Annotated in this window: 16 protein-coding genes; 3 read left to right on the top strand and 13 right to left on the bottom strand. The window is 61.4% G+C overall.

The genetic code is table 11. The features are described from left to right. Nucleotides 1-37: 37 nt before the first annotated feature. From AB5Z02_RS04500 to AB5Z02_RS04470, 7 genes are all read right to left on the bottom strand, one after another. Nucleotides 38-1132, bottom strand: a complete 1095-nt coding sequence (locus tag AB5Z02_RS04500; protein ID WP_231720647.1) for a tetratricopeptide repeat protein — start codon at nt 1130-1132, stop codon at nt 38-40. After that, complete coding sequence (gene mshM / locus AB5Z02_RS04495) at nt 1129-2019, bottom strand: MSHA fimbrial biogenesis protein MshM (RefSeq protein ID WP_120416286.1); 891 nt, start codon at nt 2017-2019, stop codon at nt 1129-1131. The genes AB5Z02_RS04500 and mshM overlap by 4 nt, the downstream gene beginning before the upstream one ends. Before the next feature lie 92 nt (nt 2020-2111). Continuing rightward, a complete protein-coding gene (gene mshL / locus AB5Z02_RS04490) occupies nt 2112-3785 on the bottom strand; it encodes a pilus (MSHA type) biogenesis protein MshL (RefSeq protein ID WP_231720648.1) in 1674 nt (557 codons plus the stop codon). A gap of 70 nt (nt 3786-3855) precedes the next feature. After that, nucleotides 3856-4185: an MSHA biogenesis protein MshK gene (locus AB5Z02_RS04485; protein ID WP_005342886.1), complete on the bottom strand. Its 330-nt coding sequence runs from the start codon at nt 4183-4185 to the stop codon at nt 3856-3858. Then, the gene (locus AB5Z02_RS04480) at nt 4178-4825 is read right to left on the bottom strand and encodes an MSHA biogenesis protein MshJ (protein WP_181269656.1); all 648 of its coding nucleotides are present in this window, start codon (nt 4823-4825) and stop codon (nt 4178-4180) included. The genes AB5Z02_RS04485 and AB5Z02_RS04480 overlap by 8 nt, the downstream gene beginning before the upstream one ends. Beyond that, complete coding sequence (locus AB5Z02_RS04475; protein ID WP_231720649.1) at nt 4825-5418, bottom strand: PilN domain-containing protein; 594 nt, start codon at nt 5416-5418, stop codon at nt 4825-4827. Before AB5Z02_RS04475 ends, AB5Z02_RS04480 begins: the two co-directional genes overlap by 1 nt. Then, on the bottom strand, nt 5418-6281 hold the full coding sequence (locus AB5Z02_RS04470) for a hypothetical protein (RefSeq protein ID WP_047434655.1): 864 nt from the start codon (nt 6279-6281) through the stop codon (nt 5418-5420). The genes AB5Z02_RS04475 and AB5Z02_RS04470 overlap by 1 nt, the downstream gene beginning before the upstream one ends. 87 nt (nt 6282-6368) lie before the next feature. On the opposite strand from AB5Z02_RS04470, the gene AB5Z02_RS04465 reads away from it, so the two are divergent. Further along, nucleotides 6369-7292: a 1-aminocyclopropane-1-carboxylate deaminase/D-cysteine desulfhydrase gene (locus tag AB5Z02_RS04465; protein WP_231720650.1), complete on the top strand. Its 924-nt coding sequence runs from the start codon at nt 6369-6371 to the stop codon at nt 7290-7292. Between the two features lie 64 nt (nt 7293-7356). On the opposite strand, the gene AB5Z02_RS04460 is transcribed toward AB5Z02_RS04465, so the two are convergent. Further along, nucleotides 7357-9285 (bottom strand): EAL domain-containing protein, encoded by a 1929-nt coding sequence (locus AB5Z02_RS04460; RefSeq protein WP_162504463.1) that lies wholly within the window; start codon nt 9283-9285, stop codon nt 7357-7359. A 504-nt stretch (nt 9286-9789) separates the two neighbouring features. Here AB5Z02_RS04460 and AB5Z02_RS04455 point away from each other — a divergent pair. Both AB5Z02_RS04455 and AB5Z02_RS04450 read left to right on the top strand, forming a co-directional pair. Next, the gene (locus AB5Z02_RS04455) at nt 9790-11316 is read left to right on the top strand and encodes an EAL domain-containing protein (protein WP_368215392.1); all 1527 of its coding nucleotides are present in this window, start codon (nt 9790-9792) and stop codon (nt 11314-11316) included. 310 nt (nt 11317-11626) lie between these two features. Then, a complete protein-coding gene (locus tag AB5Z02_RS04450; protein ID WP_005348596.1) occupies nt 11627-12724 on the top strand; it encodes a calcium:proton antiporter in 1098 nt (365 codons plus the stop codon). A gap of 145 nt (nt 12725-12869) precedes the next feature. Here AB5Z02_RS04450 and hutH read toward each other — a convergent pair whose 3' ends face one another. From hutH to hutC, 5 genes are all read right to left on the bottom strand, one after another. Continuing rightward, on the bottom strand, nt 12870-14402 hold the full coding sequence (hutH, locus tag AB5Z02_RS04445) for a histidine ammonia-lyase (RefSeq protein WP_368215390.1): 1533 nt from the start codon (nt 14400-14402) through the stop codon (nt 12870-12872). Nucleotides 14403-14406: 4 nt separating this feature from the next. Next, the gene (gene hutU / locus AB5Z02_RS04440; RefSeq protein ID WP_368215389.1) at nt 14407-16128 is read right to left on the bottom strand and encodes a urocanate hydratase; all 1722 of its coding nucleotides are present in this window, start codon (nt 16126-16128) and stop codon (nt 14407-14409) included. 53 nt (nt 16129-16181) lie between these two features. Then, nucleotides 16182-17144 carry a formimidoylglutamase gene (hutG, locus tag AB5Z02_RS04435; protein WP_368215387.1) on the bottom strand — a complete coding sequence of 321 codons (963 nt, stop codon included), beginning with the start codon at nt 17142-17144 and terminating at the stop codon, nt 16182-16184. Beyond that, nucleotides 17137-18372: an imidazolonepropionase gene (gene hutI / locus AB5Z02_RS04430; protein ID WP_368215385.1), complete on the bottom strand. Its 1236-nt coding sequence runs from the start codon at nt 18370-18372 to the stop codon at nt 17137-17139. Before hutI ends, hutG begins: the two co-directional genes overlap by 8 nt. 154 nt (nt 18373-18526) lie before the next feature. Next, nucleotides 18527-19231, bottom strand: a complete 705-nt coding sequence (hutC, locus tag AB5Z02_RS04425) for a histidine utilization repressor (RefSeq protein WP_033137710.1) — start codon at nt 19229-19231, stop codon at nt 18527-18529. Between the last annotated feature and the right edge of the window lie 6 nt (nt 19232-19237).

The raw sequence follows: 19237 nt of genomic DNA, 5'->3' as shown, positions 1-19237 counted from the left end.
CATCCGATTAGGCTTAGCTAATCGAACCTGCTGTTTATCAAGGGGTTAGTTGACCAATTCGTTGTTCCAGCCAGTTGGTCGACGCCTCGCCGAGGTTGCCGTGCAGCAAGGCGTTGCGATAGGCATCGAGCGCCCGCTGGCTGTGGCCCTGACCATCCTCGGCCACACCGAGGCCAAGCCACCAACGGCCCTGATCCGGCTGCTGACGCAGCAGCTTCACATAGAGCGCCGCCGCATCGGCATTCTGGCCCAGCTCCTGAGTCAGCCCGGCCCAGGTGGCGTAGTAGTCCATGTTGCTGGCGAGATCCGGTTGATAACCGGACAGCCAGCCAAGCGCCTGCTGCTGCTGCCCCTCGCTGATGGCAAGACGGGCCAGCAGCAGACGAAAATCGGCCTGTTGGGGATCGAGCCGGATCCCCTCTTCCAGCAGCTGACGCGCCTCGGTCAGACGGCCCTCGCCGTAGAGCAGCCCCGCCAGCTGCTCGCGCGCCCCCTGATTGTAGGGATCGTGGGCCAGCACCTGATAGTAGTTGTCCTGCGCATCCCGCAGGCTTCCCTTGGCCATGGCGGTAGTCGCCTTGCGCTCCGCCAGTGCCGCCAGCTCCTTGGCCGACAGCTCCACCGTCTCGATCTTCAATACGCTCGGTTTGCGCGGCGCGCTGGCGACTGCCTGCTGCTCTGCCGCCAGTTCGGCGTAAAGCTCGGGCTGCAGCTCTTCATCGGTCGGCTCCATCTCGTCAACCTCGCTGGAGGCATCAAAGGGCGCACCGTCGGCCATGCCATCCGAGTCACTCTCGCCTGCCTCATCATTCACCTCATCCTGACTTGGCAACGGCAGCGCGGCCGCCACCTCGACCGGCTCGGGCGGGCTGACTGGCGCGGCGGCCCTTGCCACAACATCGGGAGTCACCGCATCGGGGGCGATCACTTCGCTGGCAGCCGTAACGGGTTGGGTCTGCTGCCAGTAGATCCAGGTTCGCCAACCAAGGATCCCCAGTGCCAGACCGCAGATCAGGGTCAACAGCAACATCCACCATCCCTGCTGGCGCGCAGGGGCAATATAGACGGCAGCACCTTCGGATCCTTGCTGGCGCCGGTCCAGATCTTTCAGCATCTGGTTGATAACGCTCATGGCCAGACTCCATAAGCCAGGGCGCACCCCAGCAACAGTAACAGGGGCCACCAGCGCCGTGGCGCAAAGCGGCTGGCATCGTCGGTATCGCGAATGGCGAGCCGCACCAGACGGCTATCGATCTGGCGCACACCCTGACCATAGGCCAGCATCAGGCACTTCTGCGCCAGGATATTGATCAGTCTCGGGATCCCTCGCGATGCGCGCCACAACAGACGCATGGCGCGACCTGCAAACAGCGGTGCCCCGCGGTAACCGGAGACCTGCAATCTGTGCTCCAGATAGGCGCGGGTCTCGTCAAAACGCAGCGGCCGCAGGCAGTAGGAGAAGCCAATCCGCTGGCGCAGTTGGCGCAGATGCGGCTTGGCCAGTCTGGCATCCAGCTCCGGCTGGCCGAACAGCACGATCTGCAGCAGCTTGCTCGATTCGGTCTCGAGATTGCCGAACAGGCGGATCGCCTCCAGCGTCTCGTCCGGCAGCGCTTGCGCCTCGTCGATCAGCACCACCACCCGACTGCCCTGCTGGTGCAGGCTGATCAGGTGACGATGGATACGATCGGTCAGATCCAGTTCGCTCTGATCCCGTACCGCCAACCCCAGCTCCAGCGCCAGCGCGATGCGCAGCTCGGCCGGAGTAAGGTGGGGATTAGGCAACCAGGCAAGCCGCACCGGGCGCGCTTCCGAACCCAGCTCGCTGAGCAACTTGCGGCAGAGCAGAGTTTTGCCGGTACCCACCTCGCCGGTCACCTTGATAAAGCCCTCCCCCTGCGCCAGCGCCCAGTTGAGCACCTGCAGCGCCTCTTCGTGAGGCGGCAGGCCGTAGTAGAAGCCGGTATTGGGAGTGAGGCTGAACGGTGCCTCCTGCAGGCCGAAGTGGGTCAGGTACATGAGACCTCACCTGCCACGGCGAGCAAGCAGCCTGTGCTGGCAAGGCAGCACAGGCCGTTCGGGATAAGGGTGACCGCATCTGGCGTCATGGGTCAGCCCTTGGCCGGATACCACTTGTCGAGCAGCTCGGAGGATCGTTGCAGCTCATTTTGCCAGGTATCTTTCTCCACCACGGTCGGTTTGAGCATGATCACCAGCTCCACCTTCTTGGTGCTCTCGCGGCGGTTGGTAAAGGCTTCGCCCACCCAGGGAATATCCCCCAGCAGCGGCACCTTGCTGACGATCTCCTGCTTGTCGGTCTTCATCAGACCGCCGATAACGATGATGTCACCGTTATTGGCCTGCACCACGGTATCGGATTCGCGGATCGAGCTCTTGGCGAGCGGCAGTTGCAACTTGCCACCCGAGGTACCCATGTCGATCACCTTGTTTTGCTCTTCGGTATCGATAACCGAAGGATGGATATGCAGCAGCACCTTGCCCTCTTCATCGATCTGCGGCGTTACGTCCAGTGCGATACCGGAGAAGAAGGGGGTCAGCTCCACGTTAGGTGTCTTGTCTGTGCCCGTCGAGGTAGTGGTAATGGTGGTGGACGCATTGGTGACGTAATACTCGTCCGTCCCCACCTTGATCACCGCTTTCTGGTTGTTGGTTGCGGTGACACGGGGACTGGAGAGGGTATTCACATCGCCCTGGGTCTTGAGCAGGTTGACCGCCACATTGAAGTTGCCATCAGAGATCTTGAAACCGGCGCCGCCGCCCAGCGCACTGAAGATCTGGTTGGGGGTGCTGGGCAGCTGAGTATTGGCAAGCGACTGGCCACCGGTAATCCCCTTGTTGCCATCCCAACTGGCGGAGAGACCGCTCCAGTCGACCCCCTGTTCATACCCTTCGTTGAGGGCAACTTCGATGATCCGCGCCTCCAGCACCACCTGCCGCTTGAGGTGACTCTCGGACTGAGTCAGGAATTCACGCACCGCCTTGAGCTCTTTCGGGTAGGCGCGAATGGTGACCAGACCCGCCTGCGGGCTGGTGATCACGGCGCGACCGTCACCCGTGCCAATCAGGGTCTGCAGGGAGTCGCGCAGATCAGTCCAGTAGTCGCTGTTGGTGTCGGTTTCGATACGGGTGCCGTTGTTGTTGTCACCGCTCGAGTTGTTGCTGGTTGAGCTGTTGCTGCCGCTGTTGTTGTTCGATGCACTGTCAAAACTGCTGTCGCTGCTGTTATTGCTGTCATTGGCCGTCACCCCGCCGGTGCTGACCGAGGTGCGGGAGAGACCACGACGGGACATCATCAGGTAGTTGACCGGGATGGTTTCGGTACGCAGACCCGCCGGATAGATATGGAAGACATTGCCCTTGCGCTGCACGTCGAAGCCGTACATGTCGCCCACCACAGCCAGCACCTCTGGCAGAGTCACATCCTTGAGCTCGACGGAGACCAGCCCGGCCACCCCGGGGTGAACCGCCACGCTGTAGCGGGAGCCCTTGAACAGGGAACCGAAAAACTCTACCGCCTCCACGTCGTGAGCCGCGATACGCAGCCGCTTCTCCGGCATGCCGACCGGCATCTGCGGCCGGTTCAACTGCAGCAATTCACTTTGCACCGATTTGGGCAACGCGGTCAGAGGGGCAGCCTGTTTCTGCTGTTCGTTCATGGCCTGTTTGAGAGCATCCTTCGCCTGGGTCGGCTCGGGGTGCTGATACGTGGTACAGCCTGTAGCCATCATGGCCACGGAGATCAGACAGAGACGGTGTTTTTTCATGTAATTAGGGCACCCTGACTTGCAATTAAACTCGATAAAGCCGATTCACCTCTCGAGAGGCAAGCACGACTCAAACCCGGATCTTGCTGGCAAACAGTGTTACCGCATGGCGTTTTCCCGCCTTTTCCAGCACCACGGCATCGGCATTGATGGCCACCAGCGTATAGCCGTCCACCTGTTGTCCGACCCGATAACTCTTGCCATTGAGTACCGCCAGTGCCGGGCCATTGCCCAGCACGACACTCTGCAGCTTCGGCAAACCGGCACTGCTCTCGCCAGTTGCACGGGCACCAACCGCCACATCCGCCAGTGGCGCGGTGGGATCCTGCAATACTTCGACCTGCTCCGCCTGTACCAGCAAGCTGAACAGGCAACAGCACAACGCAAACACTCTAGCCACGGATAAACTCCTTGCTGGTACTCAGGGTGTAGATCTCCATCTCCACCACCGCGCCGGGATAGGCTTTGACCTGATAGTCGAACTGCTTCCAGTAGAAGTGACGCGGCAAGGCTTCCAGCGCTTTAAGATATTGATACACATCGAAATAGCCGCCTTCAAGCTGAAGCCGGATACCATGCTTGTAGAGATTGACCTTCTGCTCTCCCGCCATCAGCGGGGTCGGCTCCAGCGAACTGAGGGCCAGCATGTGAAGGTTGGCGGAGCGGGAGAGCAGCGCCTCCAGCACCAGCGGCATCTCGTGCGCCGGGATCAGATCGACGGTCTGGGCCTTGAGCTCATCGTCGATCCGGGCCAGATCCGCCTCGACCTGTGCCAGCTGGTCGCGAACCCCCTGATTGGGATCCCGCTTGAGCCGGGCCTGTTTGCCGAGGTTTTCCAGCTCCATGATCTCGAGGTCGCGCTCGGCGGCGTTCAGGGCCATGCGATCCTGCTGCAGGCGGGTATCGGCACCATCGAGCCAGCCGTAGAGTCCGGCCGCGCCCAGCAGCACCAAACCAGTCAGCAGGATCAACACCCGCTCCCGCTGGCTCAACACGGCGATACGCTGGCCCCATGCCTGCCATTGTGCTTTCAGGTTCATCAGGGTTTCTCCCGCGCAATGCCGCTCAACTGGAAGGTCAGACGCCCCTCCTTGTCACGGCCGAGGGTCAGTTCACCAAACTCCTTGCCCACCAGACTCGGGGTCTGCTTGAAGCGGTTGACCCAGGCCGGCACATCCTGACTGCGTCCGGCAAAGCCGGAGAGGTTGATCCGCCCTTCGTTGATCTCGATGCGCTGCAACGAGAGGTTGCTGTTGCGAATGCGGGAGAGATCCGCCATCACGCTGGCATAGCCCTGGGATTTTTGCAGGGTCAGACTGCCCAATTGGCGCATCAGCCCCTGCTTGGCCGTCAGCTCATCCTGCTTGTTGACCAGTTGCTGTTGCAGCCGAGGATCTGCCTGATGGCGCGCCAGCTCGGCATCGAGCCGCTGCGCCTCGCTGCGCTTGAGTTCCAGCTCGGCAGAGCGCTGCGCCAGCGCCCGGCTGACCTGCTGCTGCTGCCAGCTGTAACCGACACCCGTCAACAGGATCAGCAGCAGCGCAAAGCCCCATACCAGCGCCATCTGATTGAGGCTGGCCCACTGCCACTTGGGGCGAAACTCGGCGCCATAGAGGTTTATCTGACGTTTCATCACGCATCCTCCCCGATGGCGGCTGCGTAGGCCGAGAGGTATTCGACGCCGGCCAGGATCGCCTTGTTGGCCATGGCGGAGACGGCAAAACCGAAGGTCTGCTCCATGTGGCGCACCAGGGTACCGATAAAGGGCGAGGCGACGGCAAACTGCATCTGCCCCAGCTCGGGCAATTTCAGCTGGCCCGCCAGATAGTCGAGGGAGCGCTGGATCTCCAGCGCCAGTGAATCGAGCAGCATACTGTCCGGCTCATGTTCGCCAGTCAGGCTGGTGAAACCGCGCAGCTGGCGGGAGAAGCAGAGCCCGCCCTGATGGAAGACCAGCAGTTGCAGATCCTGCCCCTTGGGCTGCCACAGCAGCATGCGCACCGTCTCGTCAGCGTCATAGAGAGAGGTGAGCGCCAATTCGTCGCTGATGATGGATTGCAGGGTGGCGATGCCGTTGATGGCATCGGCCAGCTGTTGCACCCGGCTCTTGGGCAGGCAGATCACATTGATGCGCGGACGACCGGCAGGCGGGGTGGGCAAGTCCACATAATCCATCGCCAGTTGCAGCACGGGTTCGCTGACATAATCCTTGATAGCCCAGGGGAGCGCCCCCGCCATCTCGGCGTCAGGCACGGCAGGCTTGTCTATCTGGATCTGTTGATAAAGGCTGGCGGCGAGGGCCACCCGCACCGTAGACTTGGCCAGCCCATGACGGCTGAACAGCTCGTTCATGGCCACTGCCCACTCCTGTGGGCCGTTGATGGTGCGCGTCGCGAAGACGGGGGGATTGCCCACCGCAGCCAGCATGATCCTGTCATTGGCCAGCAAGAGCCCGACCTGGCGGCTTGGCGTCGACCGTCTGAACAGTTGTTTCATGTAAGCCCGCCCATCAATAGTGATTAAATGTATGAAATATTAACATAAACAGCAGATTAGCCTCCAGATTAAAAGACGGACTCACCATTGCAAGCCATCCTTTCCGCCGAGCCAGAGGGTCAAGCCATCCTCCCTTCCCCCCTGCAACGCCTCCACCATCCGTTGCTGACCTGCTATGGCGTCGAGCTGTGGTGCAAGCGGGATGATCTGATCCATCCGGCCATCTCCGGCAACAAGTGGCGCAAGCTCAAATACCACCTGCTGCATGCCAAAGAGCACGGCAAACGGCATCTGCTCTCGTTTGGCGGCGCCTACTCCAATCATATCCACGCGCTGGCGGCAGCGGGGTGCCAATCTGGTCTTCGTACTACCGGTATCATACGGGGCGAATATGACGCCGTCAGTAACTCTACCCTGCAGGATGCCCGGCGCTGGGGCATGGATCTCGTTTTTGTCGACCGCCAGAGTTACCGGCGACGGCAGGATCCCGACTGGCTGGCCCAATTCGATGCCCCCGATACCCTGATCGTGCCGGAAGGGGGTAGCAGCCCGCTGGCCATCCCCGGCGTGGCGGAACTGGTCGGCGAAGTGCCCTTCTCGCCGGATCTCTGGGTACTGCCCTGCGCCAGCGGCGGCACTCTGGCGGGCCTGCTCACCGGCAAACGGGATCGGGAGCAGATCCTCGCCATTGCGGTACTGAAAGGAGGCAGCTTTATCGCTGACGAGGTGTGTCGCCTCCATCCTGCGGCTGCCAATATCCCCGGCTGGCGCATCGCGCTCGATCACCACGATGGTGGCTATGCCAAATTCAGCCCGGCCCTCTGGCAGTGGGTACAGGATTTCAGCGCCACGACCGATCTGCCCCTTGAGCCTATCTATAGCGGCAAGGCAATGTGGGGACTGTTTCGCGAGCTGGCGGCAGGCCGTATCGCCCCCGGCAGCAAAATCGTCTTTATCCACACCGGCGGCATGCAAGGGCTCGCCGGGCTGCGGGAGCAGGGGCGACTGTGATCCCTGACTTACGGCAACCGCAAACAACAGAGGGTCGCCCCAAGGCGACCCTCTGTTGTTTATCTCAATCACCAGCCGGTTCCAGCACCAGACGCTGGGGCTCGGCAAACCAGGGCCCCTGCCCGGCATGCACCCCGAGGTGGCGCAGCATCTTCCACTCATCGCCACTCTCCACCCCCACTGCCAGCACCCGGGTGCGGGTATTGGCACAACCCCCAACCAGACTGCGTACCGCCATCTGGTTGACCTGACGGGCATGGATTTCCCGTACCAGGCTGGGGTGTAGCTTGAGGAAGTTGATCTCGAACTCCTTGATGTACTGGGTGCTCACCACATCCTGACCGGCATGATCGATGGCCAGCTGGCAACCCAGCATCCGCAAGGAGCGCAGCGGCCGCTTTAGCGCCTCGAAGTGGCGGGTCACCTGGGATTCCGAGAGTTGCAAAATCAGCCGCTCGTTGGTGCTGCGCGGCAGCTGGAACAGAGCGAAGAAGAGCCAGCGCTGGAACTCGCGGTTGAGCAGGCTCTGGGCACTGAGGGTCAGGCTGATGGGGCAGCTCTGCTCGGAGCGCTGACGCAGCAGAGCGAGGGTCTGCTCCGCCACCAGCCGATCCAGTTGCAGCAACAAGCCCACCTTCTCCGCCATCGGCATGAAGATCCCCGCCTGCAAAGCCCGTCCCTGCTCGTCGTGCAGATAGGTGAGCAACTCCTGCTGCAACACCACCTGCCCCCGATCCTGCTGGATCGGCTGGGTATAAAATTCGATGCCGTGCTCTTCGAGACGGCGGCTGATCAGGGTGCGCCAGCGTACTGTGCCCTTGCTGCTCTGCTCCTCATCCAACTGCTTCTCGTAGAGGAACCAGCCGTTGTGGCCTTGCAGCCGGGCACTCTTGAGGGCCAGCTCCGCCTCCTCCTGCACCTTGAGCAGGCTGTCTTCTGCCTGATAACAGACGGCGCCGAGATAGACCGCAGTCTCCGGATTGACCTCCTGCGGCCAATGCAGCCGTTGCAGGCTCTTGAGCAGCTGGCTGGCGCTATCCACCATCTCGCTCTCGGACATATTGGGCAGCAACACCGCAAAAACCTGACCGGCATAGCGGGCCTGCAGGGCACCGTTGTGTTTGCGCACGAAGGCACCTATGGTGGCGCTCGCCTCCATCATCAAATCATGCCCCAGCAGCTCGAACTGATCGGCCTCCAGCTCCTCCAGACAGGCGAGATCGATCAGCAGCACGCCGCCGCTCATCACGCTTGCCTCCATGATGGCGCTCTCCAGCCGGTTGTCGAAAAACAGCCTGTTGCCGATGCCGGTCATCTTGTCGACGAAGGCGTTGCTGCGAATGAAGTTGTCGAAGCGGCTGCGCTCCTTGCGGGCATCCGCCAGCTCGGCGAGCAAATGGTCGAGGGCCTGACTGGCGGCCACCGGCCACTCTTCGGCGGGGTCATGACTCAGTTTGGAGAGCTTGTCATCGAGGATCAGCTGGGCGCGAATGCCCAGCAGCTCGGCCCCGCGCAACTGCTGGCGCAGCCAGCGGATGGAGTACCAGAGACCGAACACCACGATAAAGATGCCCAGCGAGATGCCGGACATTGCCTTGATGGAGTATTCCGCCTCCTTGAAGGGGCGCTCCAGTTTGAAGTTGGCCTGCATGCCGGCCTGATGGGGCAGCGGGTGGCTGTATGGCACCAGCAGCTGTTCGTCGACCGGATTGCGCACATCGCGGAACCAGTAGACCCGCTGGTTATTCTGGCGCACCTCCAGCTCTACCACATGGGCAGCCCGCAGCAGGGTGGGCAGCCAGTGGCTCATATCCTCCATGTCGTGAGCAACATCGAGCTGCTTGTCGATCACTTCGACCAGCGCATCGACCTTCTTTTGCTGCAGCTCCATGCCCAGCTCGCGAAAGCTGAACACCCCGCCAATCAGCACGGTCGCCATGGCTGCAATCACGCAAAGGGTGATAAATGAGACAAGCTGTGTAGTGAGTTTCATGCGCCTTTCCGTATGCCCAGCATCATCCATGTCGCCTCATGGTAGCAGCGGCGATCGGGCCACAGCTATGGATGAAGATCCCGCTTCTGCAATTTAAGCGGGCAAGCATAACTCAAAGCAGAGGGAGAATACCAAGGATGACGGGCTACAAATGCGGGAAAGGGCGGGATGACAGACAGAAAAATGGTCCCTCAAAGGGGACCAAAAGGAACACTCATATCAAAACTAACACTCTGTGCTACTGACAAAAAACAGATACAGGAGTATTGAACACACGGTGAGTCAAACCGCAGGGCTACTCTAATGCAGTTCGGATAAGCTGAGCAATTGTCATTTATGACAGGTCAGCGATTGAATCTAGCCAAAGTTAATAATAAACACATTTAAAATCATGCAGTTAAAAAATCAATCAACAAGTGTGACAACTCGGACTCAAATTGATTGCACTAATGCTCTATGATGGCTAAGTCCATTTGTGTCTCATGAAACTGGCAGGTACTTCCTTTGCGTAAATCACCCGTCTGGATCGCTCTGTTGCTGTTCATCCTGCCTGTCGTGGGCAGCCAGTTTCTCGGCCTGTGGTTTGCCAAGCCGATGGCCTTTCATCTGCTGGAAGAGAAGGTTGCCGAGCTCAAGGGAGCCATGGCCGTACGCCACCGGGAGCTGGATGCTGCCATCAACAAACAACTGGCACAATTTGAGTTCAACTGCGGCGCCAAAGACATGGAGCTGCTGCGCGATCCGCGCTTCTACAGCGCTCATATCCGCCTGCAAGGGTTGGAGCTCGCCTCCGGCAACAGCTGCTCCAGCCTGGGGGTGGAGATCCCGCTGATCAAAGAGCTCCAGAACAGCGGGCAGAAGTTTGGCAAGTTGGGGATCACCGCCACCGTGGCCAAATACAATACCGAGCAGGAGCTGGTGGCCTTTTACCGATCCGGTGACAACCTTGCCTACTGGGTGCTGGATAACAGCTGGAGCCACGACCTGCTGCAACACCCCTGCAGCCACTGCTTCTATCTGGAGTTCAGCCGACAGGATACCGATGCAAGCACAGTCCACTTTCCCCGTGGCGACAAGGAGATCAAACAGGAAGAGAGCAATATCAGCCTCAGTTTCTTCGATCCCAATGAACTCACCAAACAGACGGTCTGGGCGGGAAAAGCGCTGGAGCAATATGCCCATGACCAACTCAATCACTACGGTCTCTGGTTCGGTATCGCGCTCGGCGCCCTGTTAAGCGTCACATACTGGCTGCTACGCAGCTATCGGCGCTCCCTCAAAGGACTGCTGCAAACAGGATTGATACGCAAGGAATTTATTCCCCTCTACCAGCCGATAGTGGATGCCCGTACCCACCAAGTGGTGGGATTCGAGGCGCTGCTGCGCTGGCAGCGGGGAAACGAGCTGATCCCCCCGGGCACCTTTATCGAATATGCAGAGGAGCAGGGGCTGATCCTGCCGATGACCGAACAGTTGCTGGAGCAGGTGATCACCGACCTGCCGCAGCTGGCACCGGAGCAGTGGGTCAGCGTCAATCTGGTGGCGGCCCATATCGAGCAACCCCTGCTGCGCTCCTTGCTCGCTCACAGCCAAAACCCCTCACCCACCCGGCTCACCTTCGAGCTGACGGAGCGCAAGCCGATCCTCGACATCAAGGCGGCCACCGAGGAGATCACCCTGCTGCAACAGATGGGGTATCACTTCAAGCTGGATGATTTCGGTACCGGCTACGGCGGCTTTGCCTACCTGCAGAGCCTGGGGATCCGCCAGATCAAGATCGACAAGATGTTCGTCGATACCATAGGCACCAACGACCTCAAGCGCAGCGTACTGGATGCCATCATCGTCTTCGGTCGGGAATCGGGCATGGAGATGATCGCCGAAGGGGTCGAGAGCCAGTTGCAGGTCGACTATCTGAGCCAGCACGGCGTCTATCTGATCCAGGGCTACTTCTTCGGCAAACCCATGCCGCTGAAGATACTGACCCATTGGCAACGGGAGTGGCAGCTGCAACACCAGCAGGCCAGCTAACGCAGATATGGCAGGATCTGGCCGCGAAAAGGTTTGGCCAGCGGCTCGACATCATCAGGTTGATGCTGGCGGTAGCGCCGTAACCCAGCCCGGCCATCAGGCGGATAAAGCCTCCTGCAGGCCCTGACCCGGCTCCATGGTGAAATCAAACCGTCTCCTGCCACCCCTTATTTACATTCAGCAACAAAATGATCTGCCCTGACGGGGATAACAACCTTTATCATAAGGAGCCGGTTATTGCGCAACCGATAACCGTGCAGCCTGTTTATGTCATCCGGTCGTCAAGACCCCCAATAGAGAACCATTGCCTATGAAGACAGTTATCCGGCAAGAGATTGCCCTGCCCGTTGGCCTGCTGACCCTGCTCTTTTTCAAGACCCTGGGCAGTGACCTGCTGACAGAGACAACTCCGCTCGGGATCTATCTTCCGGTTTCGGCGGCACTACTGGCCATCGTCACCTGGGCCATCTTCTCGGTGGTGCGCCACTCCGATGCCCTCGCCATCAAGCTGGGCGAGCCCTTCGGCACCCTGATCCTCACCCTCTCGGTCATCTCGCTGGAGGTGGTGATGATCTCCTCGGTGATGCTGACCGGCGAGCCCAACCCCACCATGGCCCGCGATACCATGTTTGCGGTAGTGATGCTGGTGAGTACCGGTCTGGTGGGCTTCACCCTGCTGTTTGGCGGCTGGCGCTACCACACCCAGAGCTTCAATCTGGACGGGGTCAAATCCTATCTGGTGGCCATCATCCCGCTGGCCCTGCTCTGTCTGGTGCTGCCCAACTTCACCGAGGGTGGTGCAATCGGCAGTATGTCGCGCGCCATGTCGTGGATGCTGATCATCATCTCGATCCTGCTCTACGGGGTCTTTCTGCTGATCCAGACCCGCAGCCACAGCCACTTCTTCGTCGACAGCGATCACGAGGATTACGAGGAGCACCACGGCCCGCTGCAGAGCAACGTCTATCACACCATCCTGCTGCTCGCCTACCTGCTGGTGGTAATCCTGCTGGCCAAGACCCTGGCCATCCCCATCAACTACGGGGTGCATGTGATGGAAGCACCCGCCGCACTGGGCGGCTTTATCGTGGCCTGCATCGTGCTGGCCCCCGAAGCAGTCGGTGCCATCAAGGCCGCCTTCAACAACCAGCTGCAGCGAGCAATGAACCTCTACTTCGGCTCTGTGCTGGCCACCATCGCTCTCACCGTGCCTGCCGTGCTCTTTATCGGCTCCATGCTGGATCAGGAGGTACGCCTCGGCCTCTCCCCCGCCGATATGGTGCTGCTGGTCACGACCCTGATGGTCTGTAAAGTGACCTTCAGCAGCGGCCGCACCAATGTGCTCCATGGAGCGACCCATCTGGTGTTGTTCGTGGTCTATCTGTTCCTGATGTTCGAACACGAATAACCGCGTTCAACCAACGTCAGAAACGCAAAGACCGCCCGATTGGGCGGTCTTTTGTTATCTGCTCCCGGCTGTCACCGGCGCCTGTGAAGCGGCTTCCCCCTCATCCCCAACCCTTCTCCCGCCAGGGGAGAAGGGTGATCAAGGCTTACAGGCTGGGCAGCACCCCGGCCGGGATCAGGTCGTTGTAGCTGGCACGGCCCAGCAGGGCGGCGGCCGCTTCGATGTCCGGCGCGAAGTACCTGTCCTTGTCGTAGAAGCTCACCTCTGCCCGCAGTCGTCCCTTGGCCAGCTCGATCAGCTCGGTACTGCGCAGCGGCGCGCGAAAATCGAGCCCCTGTGCCGCAGCCAGCAGTTCGACCGCCAGAATGCCACGGGTGTTCTCAGCCATATCGGCAAGCCGGCGGCCAGCGAAGGTCGCCATGGAGACGTGATCCTCCTGATTGGCCGAAGTCGGCAGGCTGTCCACCGAAGCGGGATGAGCCAGAGTCTTGTTCTCGGAGGCCAGCGCCGCCGAGGTGACCTGAGCGATCATAAAGCCGGAGTTGACCCCGCCGTTGTTGACCAGAAACGCCGGCAGACCGGACATGCGCGAGTCGATCAGCAGCGCCATTCGTCGCTCGGAGAGGGAACCTATCTCGGCGATGGCCAGCGCCAGATTATCGGCGGCGAAGGCCACCGGCTCGGCGTGGAAGTTGCCGCCGGAGAGGATCTCCTCGTCATCGGCAAACACCAGCGGGTTGTCGGAGACCGCGTTGGCCTCACACACCAGCACCTCGGCGGCCTGGCGGATCTGGGTCAGGCAGGCTCCCATCACCTGCGGCTGGCAGCGCAATGAGTAGGGATCCTGCACCTTCTCGCAGTTGTGATGGGACATGCCGATCTCGCTGCCATCCACCAGCAGGTGGCGATAGCAGGCGGCCGCATCGATCTGGCCACGCTGACCGCGCACTTCGTGGATGCGGGCATCGAACGGCCGGCGGCTGCCAAGGGCGGCCTCCACACTCATGGCGCCTATGGTGATGGCTCCGGCGTAGAGATCCTCGGCGTGGAACAGCCCTTCCAGCGCAAAGGCTGTGCTGGCCTGGGTGCCGTTGAGCAGCGCCAATCCTTCTTTGGGCGCCAGTGCGATGGGCTCGAGCCCGGCAATTTTCAGCGCCATGGCGGCGTCGATCAGCTCGCCCTTGTGGCGGGCCTTGCCTTCACCGATCAGCAGGCAGCTCATATGAGCCAGCGGCGCCAGATCGCCGGAGGCACCGACGGATCCCTTCTTCGGCACCACCGGATAGACTTCAGCGTTGATGAGGGTCATCAAGGCCTCAAGCACCGTCAGCCGGATGCCGGAGAAGCCCCGCGCCAGCGAGTTGAGCTTGAGCACCATCATCAGCCGCACGGTAGCGTCATCCATGTACTCTCCAATCCCTGCCGCGTGGGAAAGCACGATGGAGCGCTGCAACTCGTCCAGCTGCTCCACCGGAATGCGGGTGTTGGCCAGCAGGCCAAAACCGGTGTTGATGCCATACACCACCCGGTTCTGCTCGATCACCTTGGTAACCACGGCAGCGGAGGCGTGGATCCCCGGCAGCGCGGCCGGATCCAGTGAAACATGTACCGGTTCGCGGCTGACGCGGCGCAGGGTGGCAAGATCCAGCTCGCCCGGAGTAATAGTCAATTCAAACATGGTGTTACACCTTTCCTTTGACACCGTTGGCGCCGTCAATCATCGGCAGATCCAGTTTCTCATCAACGGCACAGTTGATGGCAATCTCATAGCCCGCATCGGCGTGACGCATCACCCCGGTGGCCGGATCGTTGCGCAGCACCCGACCGACGCGACGGGCCGCATCATCGCTACCGTCACAGACGATCACCACACCGGAGTGCTGGGAGAAGCCCATGCCGACCCCGCCGCCGTGGTGCAGCGACACCCAGGTCGCGCCGCCAGCGGTGTTGAGCAGGGCGTTGAGCAGCGGCCAGTCGGAGACGGCATCGGAGCCATCCATCATCGACTCGGTCTCGCGGTTCGGGCTCGCCACCGAGCCGGAATCCAGATGGTCGCGGCCAATGACGATGGGCGCTTTCAGCTCGCCGTTTTTCACCATCTCGTTGAAGGCCAGACCGAGCCGTACCCGATCCTTGACCCCGACCCAGCAGATCCGCGCCGGCAGCCCCTGAAACGCGATGCGCTCGCGGGCCATGTCGAGCCAGTTGTGCAGGTGAGGATCATCGGGGATCAGCTCTTTCACCTTCTGATCGGTCTTGTAGATATCTTCCGGATCGCCGGAGAGCGCAACCCAGCGGAACGGACCAATCCCCTCGCAGAACAGCGGACGAATGTAGGCGGGGACGAAGCCGGGGAAGTCGAAGGCGTTCGCCACTCCCTCCTCCAACGCCATCTGGCGGATGTTGTTGCCGTAATCCAGAGTCGCCGCGCCACGGGATTGCAGGGTCAGCATGGCTTCCACCTGACGGGCCATGGAGCGACGGGCGGCCAGATTTACCTCCTGCGGGGCGCTCTGTTGCAGCTCGCGCCACTTTGCCACGCTCCAGCCCTGGGGCAGGTAACCGTGGATCGGGTCGTGGGCAGAGGTCTGGTCGGTCACCACGTCCGGCGTGATGCCACGAGCCACCAGCTCGGCGAAGACGTCGGCGGCGTTGCCGAGCAGGCCGACGGAAACGGCGGTGCCGCTCTGCCTGGCCTCTTCGACCATCGCCAGCGCCTCATCCAGGCTATGAGCCTTCTTGTCCACATAACGGGTGCGCAGACGAAAATCGATGCGGGTTTCGTCGCACTCCACGGCGATCATCGAGAAACCGGCCATGGTGGCGGCCAGCGGCTGGGCGCCGCCCATGCCACCGAGACCACCGGTGAGGATCCAGCGGCCCGCAGGCGAGCCGTTGAAGTGCTGATTGGCCACCGCGAAGAAGGTCTCGTAGGTGCCCTGCACAATCCCCTGAGTACCTATGTAGATCCACGAACCGGCGGTCATCTGGCCATACATCATCAAGCCCTTCTTATCGAGCTCGTTGAAGTGCTCCCAGTTGGCCCAGTGGGGCACCAGATTGGAGTTGGCGATCAGCACCCGCGGCGCATCCTTGTGGGTCTGGAACACCCCGACCGGCTTGCCGGATTGCACCAGCAGGGTCTGATCCTCCTCCAGCCGGGTCAGCACCTCGACGATCTTGTCAAAGCAAGCCCAGTTGCGGGCGGCGCGACCAATGCCGCCATAGACCACTAGCGACTGAGGATGCTCGGCCACCTCGGGATCCAGGTTGTTCATCAGCATCCGCAGCGGCGCTTCGGTGAGCCAGCTCTTGGCGGTCAGTTCGGTGCCGCGCGGGGCACGGATCACGCGGTTAGGGTCAGTTCTGGAATCAGCGCGAGGATCCTGCTGTTGCACAGACATACACACTCCTTGTTGTATCAATAGGGTGCCTTCGGCGGTATGCGGCCAAAGGGTTAACGGGTCAACAGATGAACCAGTCGCGCGGCCACGCGGGCACTGCGGTTATCCTGATCCAGCGTCGGGTTGTACTCGGCCAGATCGGCGAGCCTCAGCTTGCCGCTGGCCCGGATATGGGCGATCAGCGGTTCGATCACCGCCAGCTCCACACCGCGGGCGGCGGGGGCGCTCACTCCCGGCATCAGGTTGCCGGGCAGCACATCGAGGTCGATAGTGAGATAGAGGTGATCACAATCGTCGATAAAGGCGTCCAGCCCTCTTAGCAAGGCTGGCAACTCGGCCTGAGTCATCGCCTCATCCAGCACATGCCACACTCCCAGCGCCTTGGCACGGGCAAACAGGGCTTGAGTATTGGCGGTCTCGGCCACCCCGAGGCAGGCGTAGTGAAACGGCGTGCCCTGAGCGGCGCACTGCTCGGCAATCTGGAAGAAGGGGGTACCGGAGCTTGCCAGCTCCTGTTTCATCCGCAGGTCAAAGTGAGCGTCGAGGTTGATAATGCCGACCCGACCTTCGCCGCCAAGATGACGGTTAAGGCCGCTCCAGCTGCCGAAGGCCACCTCGTGGCCGCCCCCCAGCACCAGCGGGAAGTGGCCCAGCTCGAGCGCAGCGGCGACCCGCTCGGCCAGTCGGCCGTGGGCACCATCGAGATCGCCATCGGGGCAACTCACATCCCCGCCATCGTAGACAGGCCGATTCAAGTGCCAGGCGGTGTTGGCCAGCAGCTTGCGCACCGCTTGCGGCGCCCCGGCGGCGCCGACACGCCCCTTGTTGCGGCGCACCCCTTCATCGCAGGCAAAACCGAGCAGCACTACACCGGCCGCCTCTGGTGCCCCGGCAGGCTCTTGTGCCCCGGCGGTCCAGGGCTGCACCTTATCGTGCCAGCGCAGGGCCAGCTCACCATCTTCCGGATCCTGCCGCCCCTGCCAGAGCGACATGTCGATCGGGTTGACCTTATCCATGGAGGCTCTCCTCACCGTTGAAAACACGGCCTGCCAGCTGATCGACGCCGACCATGTAGCTCAGCTCGGCCGGATGGGCGCAATTCCAGATCAGAAAATCTGCCGCCATCCCCACCTTAAGCTGGCCAAGGTGCGCCTGCTCGCCGAGCGCTTTGGCGGCGTGGCGGGTTACCCCGACCATCGCCTCCACCGGCGTCAGGCCAAACAGGGTGCAGGCCATGTTCATCGCCATCCGCAGCGAGACGATGGGGGCGGTGCCCGGGTTGATGTCGGAGGAGACCGCCATCGCCACCCCCGCCTTGCGCAGGGCGGCAACCGGCGGCAGCTTGGTCTCTTTGAGGAAGTAGAAGGCGGTGGGCAGCAGAGTGGCGACCACGCCACGGTGGGCCAGCGCCAGGATCCCTTCCGGATCCAGATACTCCAGATGGTCCACCGAGAGGGCGCCAAAGTTGGCGGCGAGTGTGCTGCCACCGAGATTGGAGAGCTGATCCATATGCCCCTTCACCGGCAGGCCGTACTGATCCGCCGCCAGATAGACCTGCTCGGTCTGGGCCAGCGAGAAACCGATATGCTCGCAGAAGACATCCACCGCATCGGCCAGACCCGCCTCGGCGGCGGCAGGGATGATCTCCTGACAGATGGTCTCGACCCAGCTGTCGGAATCGTCGCGATATTCAGGCGGCACCGCATGGGCCGCCAGCAGAGTGGTCTTGACCCGGATCGGCAACGCCTCTCCCAGTCGACGGGCCACCCGCAGCATCTTGAGTTCATCATCCAGCGTCAGGCCATAGCCGGATTTTATCTCCACCGTAGTGACCCCTTCGCGGATCAGGGATGTCACCCTCGGCAGCGCCAGCTCGAACAGTTGCTCTTCGCTGGCGGCACGGGTGGCACGCACCGTGCTGATGATGCCACCGCCCCGACGGGCGATCTCGGCATAGGGCACTCCCTGCTGGCGCAGCTCGAACTCCTCGGCGCGGCTGCCGGCAAAAACCAGATGGGTGTGGCAATCGATAAGGCCGGGGGTGACCAGCTTGCCCTGCATATCCTGCCAGTGGGTGGGATGGGGCCCCTGCAGCTCGGCCATCGGCACCAGTGCATGGATCTTGCCATCCTTCACGCCGATGGCGTGGAGCGGCAGCAGGCCGTAGTCGGCCAGCTCGTCATTCAGGGTGGCGAGCGTCACGTTGAGCCAGACCCGCTCGCAGTTCAACAGTTCCTTGTTCATAGCGACCTCAAATGTATATACATATCCTTATAGTCGATCTCTATGACGAAAGAAAGAGCAGAGTTCACATCCTGATAACAGCATCAAACTTAGAGTTTAAGCACAAAAAAACCCACCAAGCGGTGGGCTTTGAAAAACCTAGTTGTATAGACATTTACTCCAGCTGAGTCTTGGAGCTGAGCTTGTAGCGGGAACCGGGGGAGAGCAAACGGGCGTAGGAGACCAGATGCCCCTCCGACCAGGTGCGCCGGTGCAACAATAGGCAGGGGGAATCTACGCGAATTTGCAACAATCCCGCCTCACCGGCGCTCGGCAACACGGCTTCCACCACGTGCTCCATCTCGGAGAGGGGGCAGACATCCATCAGATAGCGGTTGGGGGTCTGTTGGGTAAAATCCTGCTCGCCATAGCCCGGCAAGCGCCCGGCATCGACGAAGCGCTCCTCCAGCTGCAGCGGCTCGCCATCGGCCTGATGGACGATCAGGCTGTGAAAGATGGGGGCGCCAACCCGCAGTCCCAGTTGTACCGCCACCTTCTCGTCGGCGGCCAGCCGCTGCAGCCGGATCACCCGGGCACTGTACTCGCCGCCACGCTCGGCGATCTCGTCAGCGATGTTGCGAATGGCCAGCAGCGGCGATTCGGTACGCCGGTCCGCCACGAAGCTGCCGGAGCCGGCGGTACGCACCAGCCACCCTTCCGCCACCAGCTCCCGCAGCGCCCGGTTGACCGTCATCCGGCTCACGGTGAACTGCTCGCACAGGGCCGCTTCGGTCGGGATCCTGTCCCCCGCCTGATAGTGGCGTTCGCGGATCCGGTCCAGAATGTGCTGCTTGATCTGCAGATAGAGGGCTGGCGCCACCATGAA

It is taken from the genome of Aeromonas sp. R2-3, assembly GCF_040908375.1.
GTDB lineage: Bacteria > Pseudomonadota > Gammaproteobacteria > Enterobacterales > Aeromonadaceae > Aeromonas > Aeromonas veronii.
The sequence above is the reverse complement of the archived record's forward strand: the minus strand, read 5'-3'. Positions and strand labels throughout refer to the sequence as shown.

Coding starts and splice junctions, on each gene's coding strand:
- mshM (WP_120416286.1), bottom strand. CDS start 2,019: ATGTACCTGACCCACTTCGGCCTGCAGGAGGCACCGTTCAGCCTCACT.
- AB5Z02_RS04450 (WP_005348596.1), top strand. CDS start 11,627: ATGAAGACAGTTATCCGGCAAGAGATTGCCCTGCCCGTTGGCCTGCTG.
- AB5Z02_RS04470 (WP_047434655.1), bottom strand. CDS start 6,281: ATGAAACAACTGTTCAGACGGTCGACGCCAAGCCGCCAGGTCGGGCTC.
- AB5Z02_RS04500 (WP_231720647.1), bottom strand. CDS start 1,132: ATGAGCGTTATCAACCAGATGCTGAAAGATCTGGACCGGCGCCAGCAA.
- hutI (WP_368215385.1), bottom strand. CDS start 18,372: ATGAACAAGGAACTGTTGAACTGCGAGCGGGTCTGGCTCAACGTGACG.
- mshL (WP_231720648.1), bottom strand. CDS start 3,785: ATGAAAAAACACCGTCTCTGTCTGATCTCCGTGGCCATGATGGCTACA.
- AB5Z02_RS04480 (WP_181269656.1), bottom strand. CDS start 4,825: ATGAACCTGAAAGCACAATGGCAGGCATGGGGCCAGCGTATCGCCGTG.
- hutH (WP_368215390.1), bottom strand. CDS start 14,402: ATGTTTGAATTGACTATTACTCCGGGCGAGCTGGATCTTGCCACCCTG.
- AB5Z02_RS04475 (WP_231720649.1), bottom strand. CDS start 5,418: ATGAAACGTCAGATAAACCTCTATGGCGCCGAGTTTCGCCCCAAGTGG.
- hutU (WP_368215389.1), bottom strand. CDS start 16,128: ATGTCTGTGCAACAGCAGGATCCTCGCGCTGATTCCAGAACTGACCCT.
- hutG (WP_368215387.1), bottom strand. CDS start 17,144: ATGGATAAGGTCAACCCGATCGACATGTCGCTCTGGCAGGGGCGGCAG.
- AB5Z02_RS04460 (WP_162504463.1), bottom strand. CDS start 9,285: ATGAAACTCACTACACAGCTTGTCTCATTTATCACCCTTTGCGTGATT.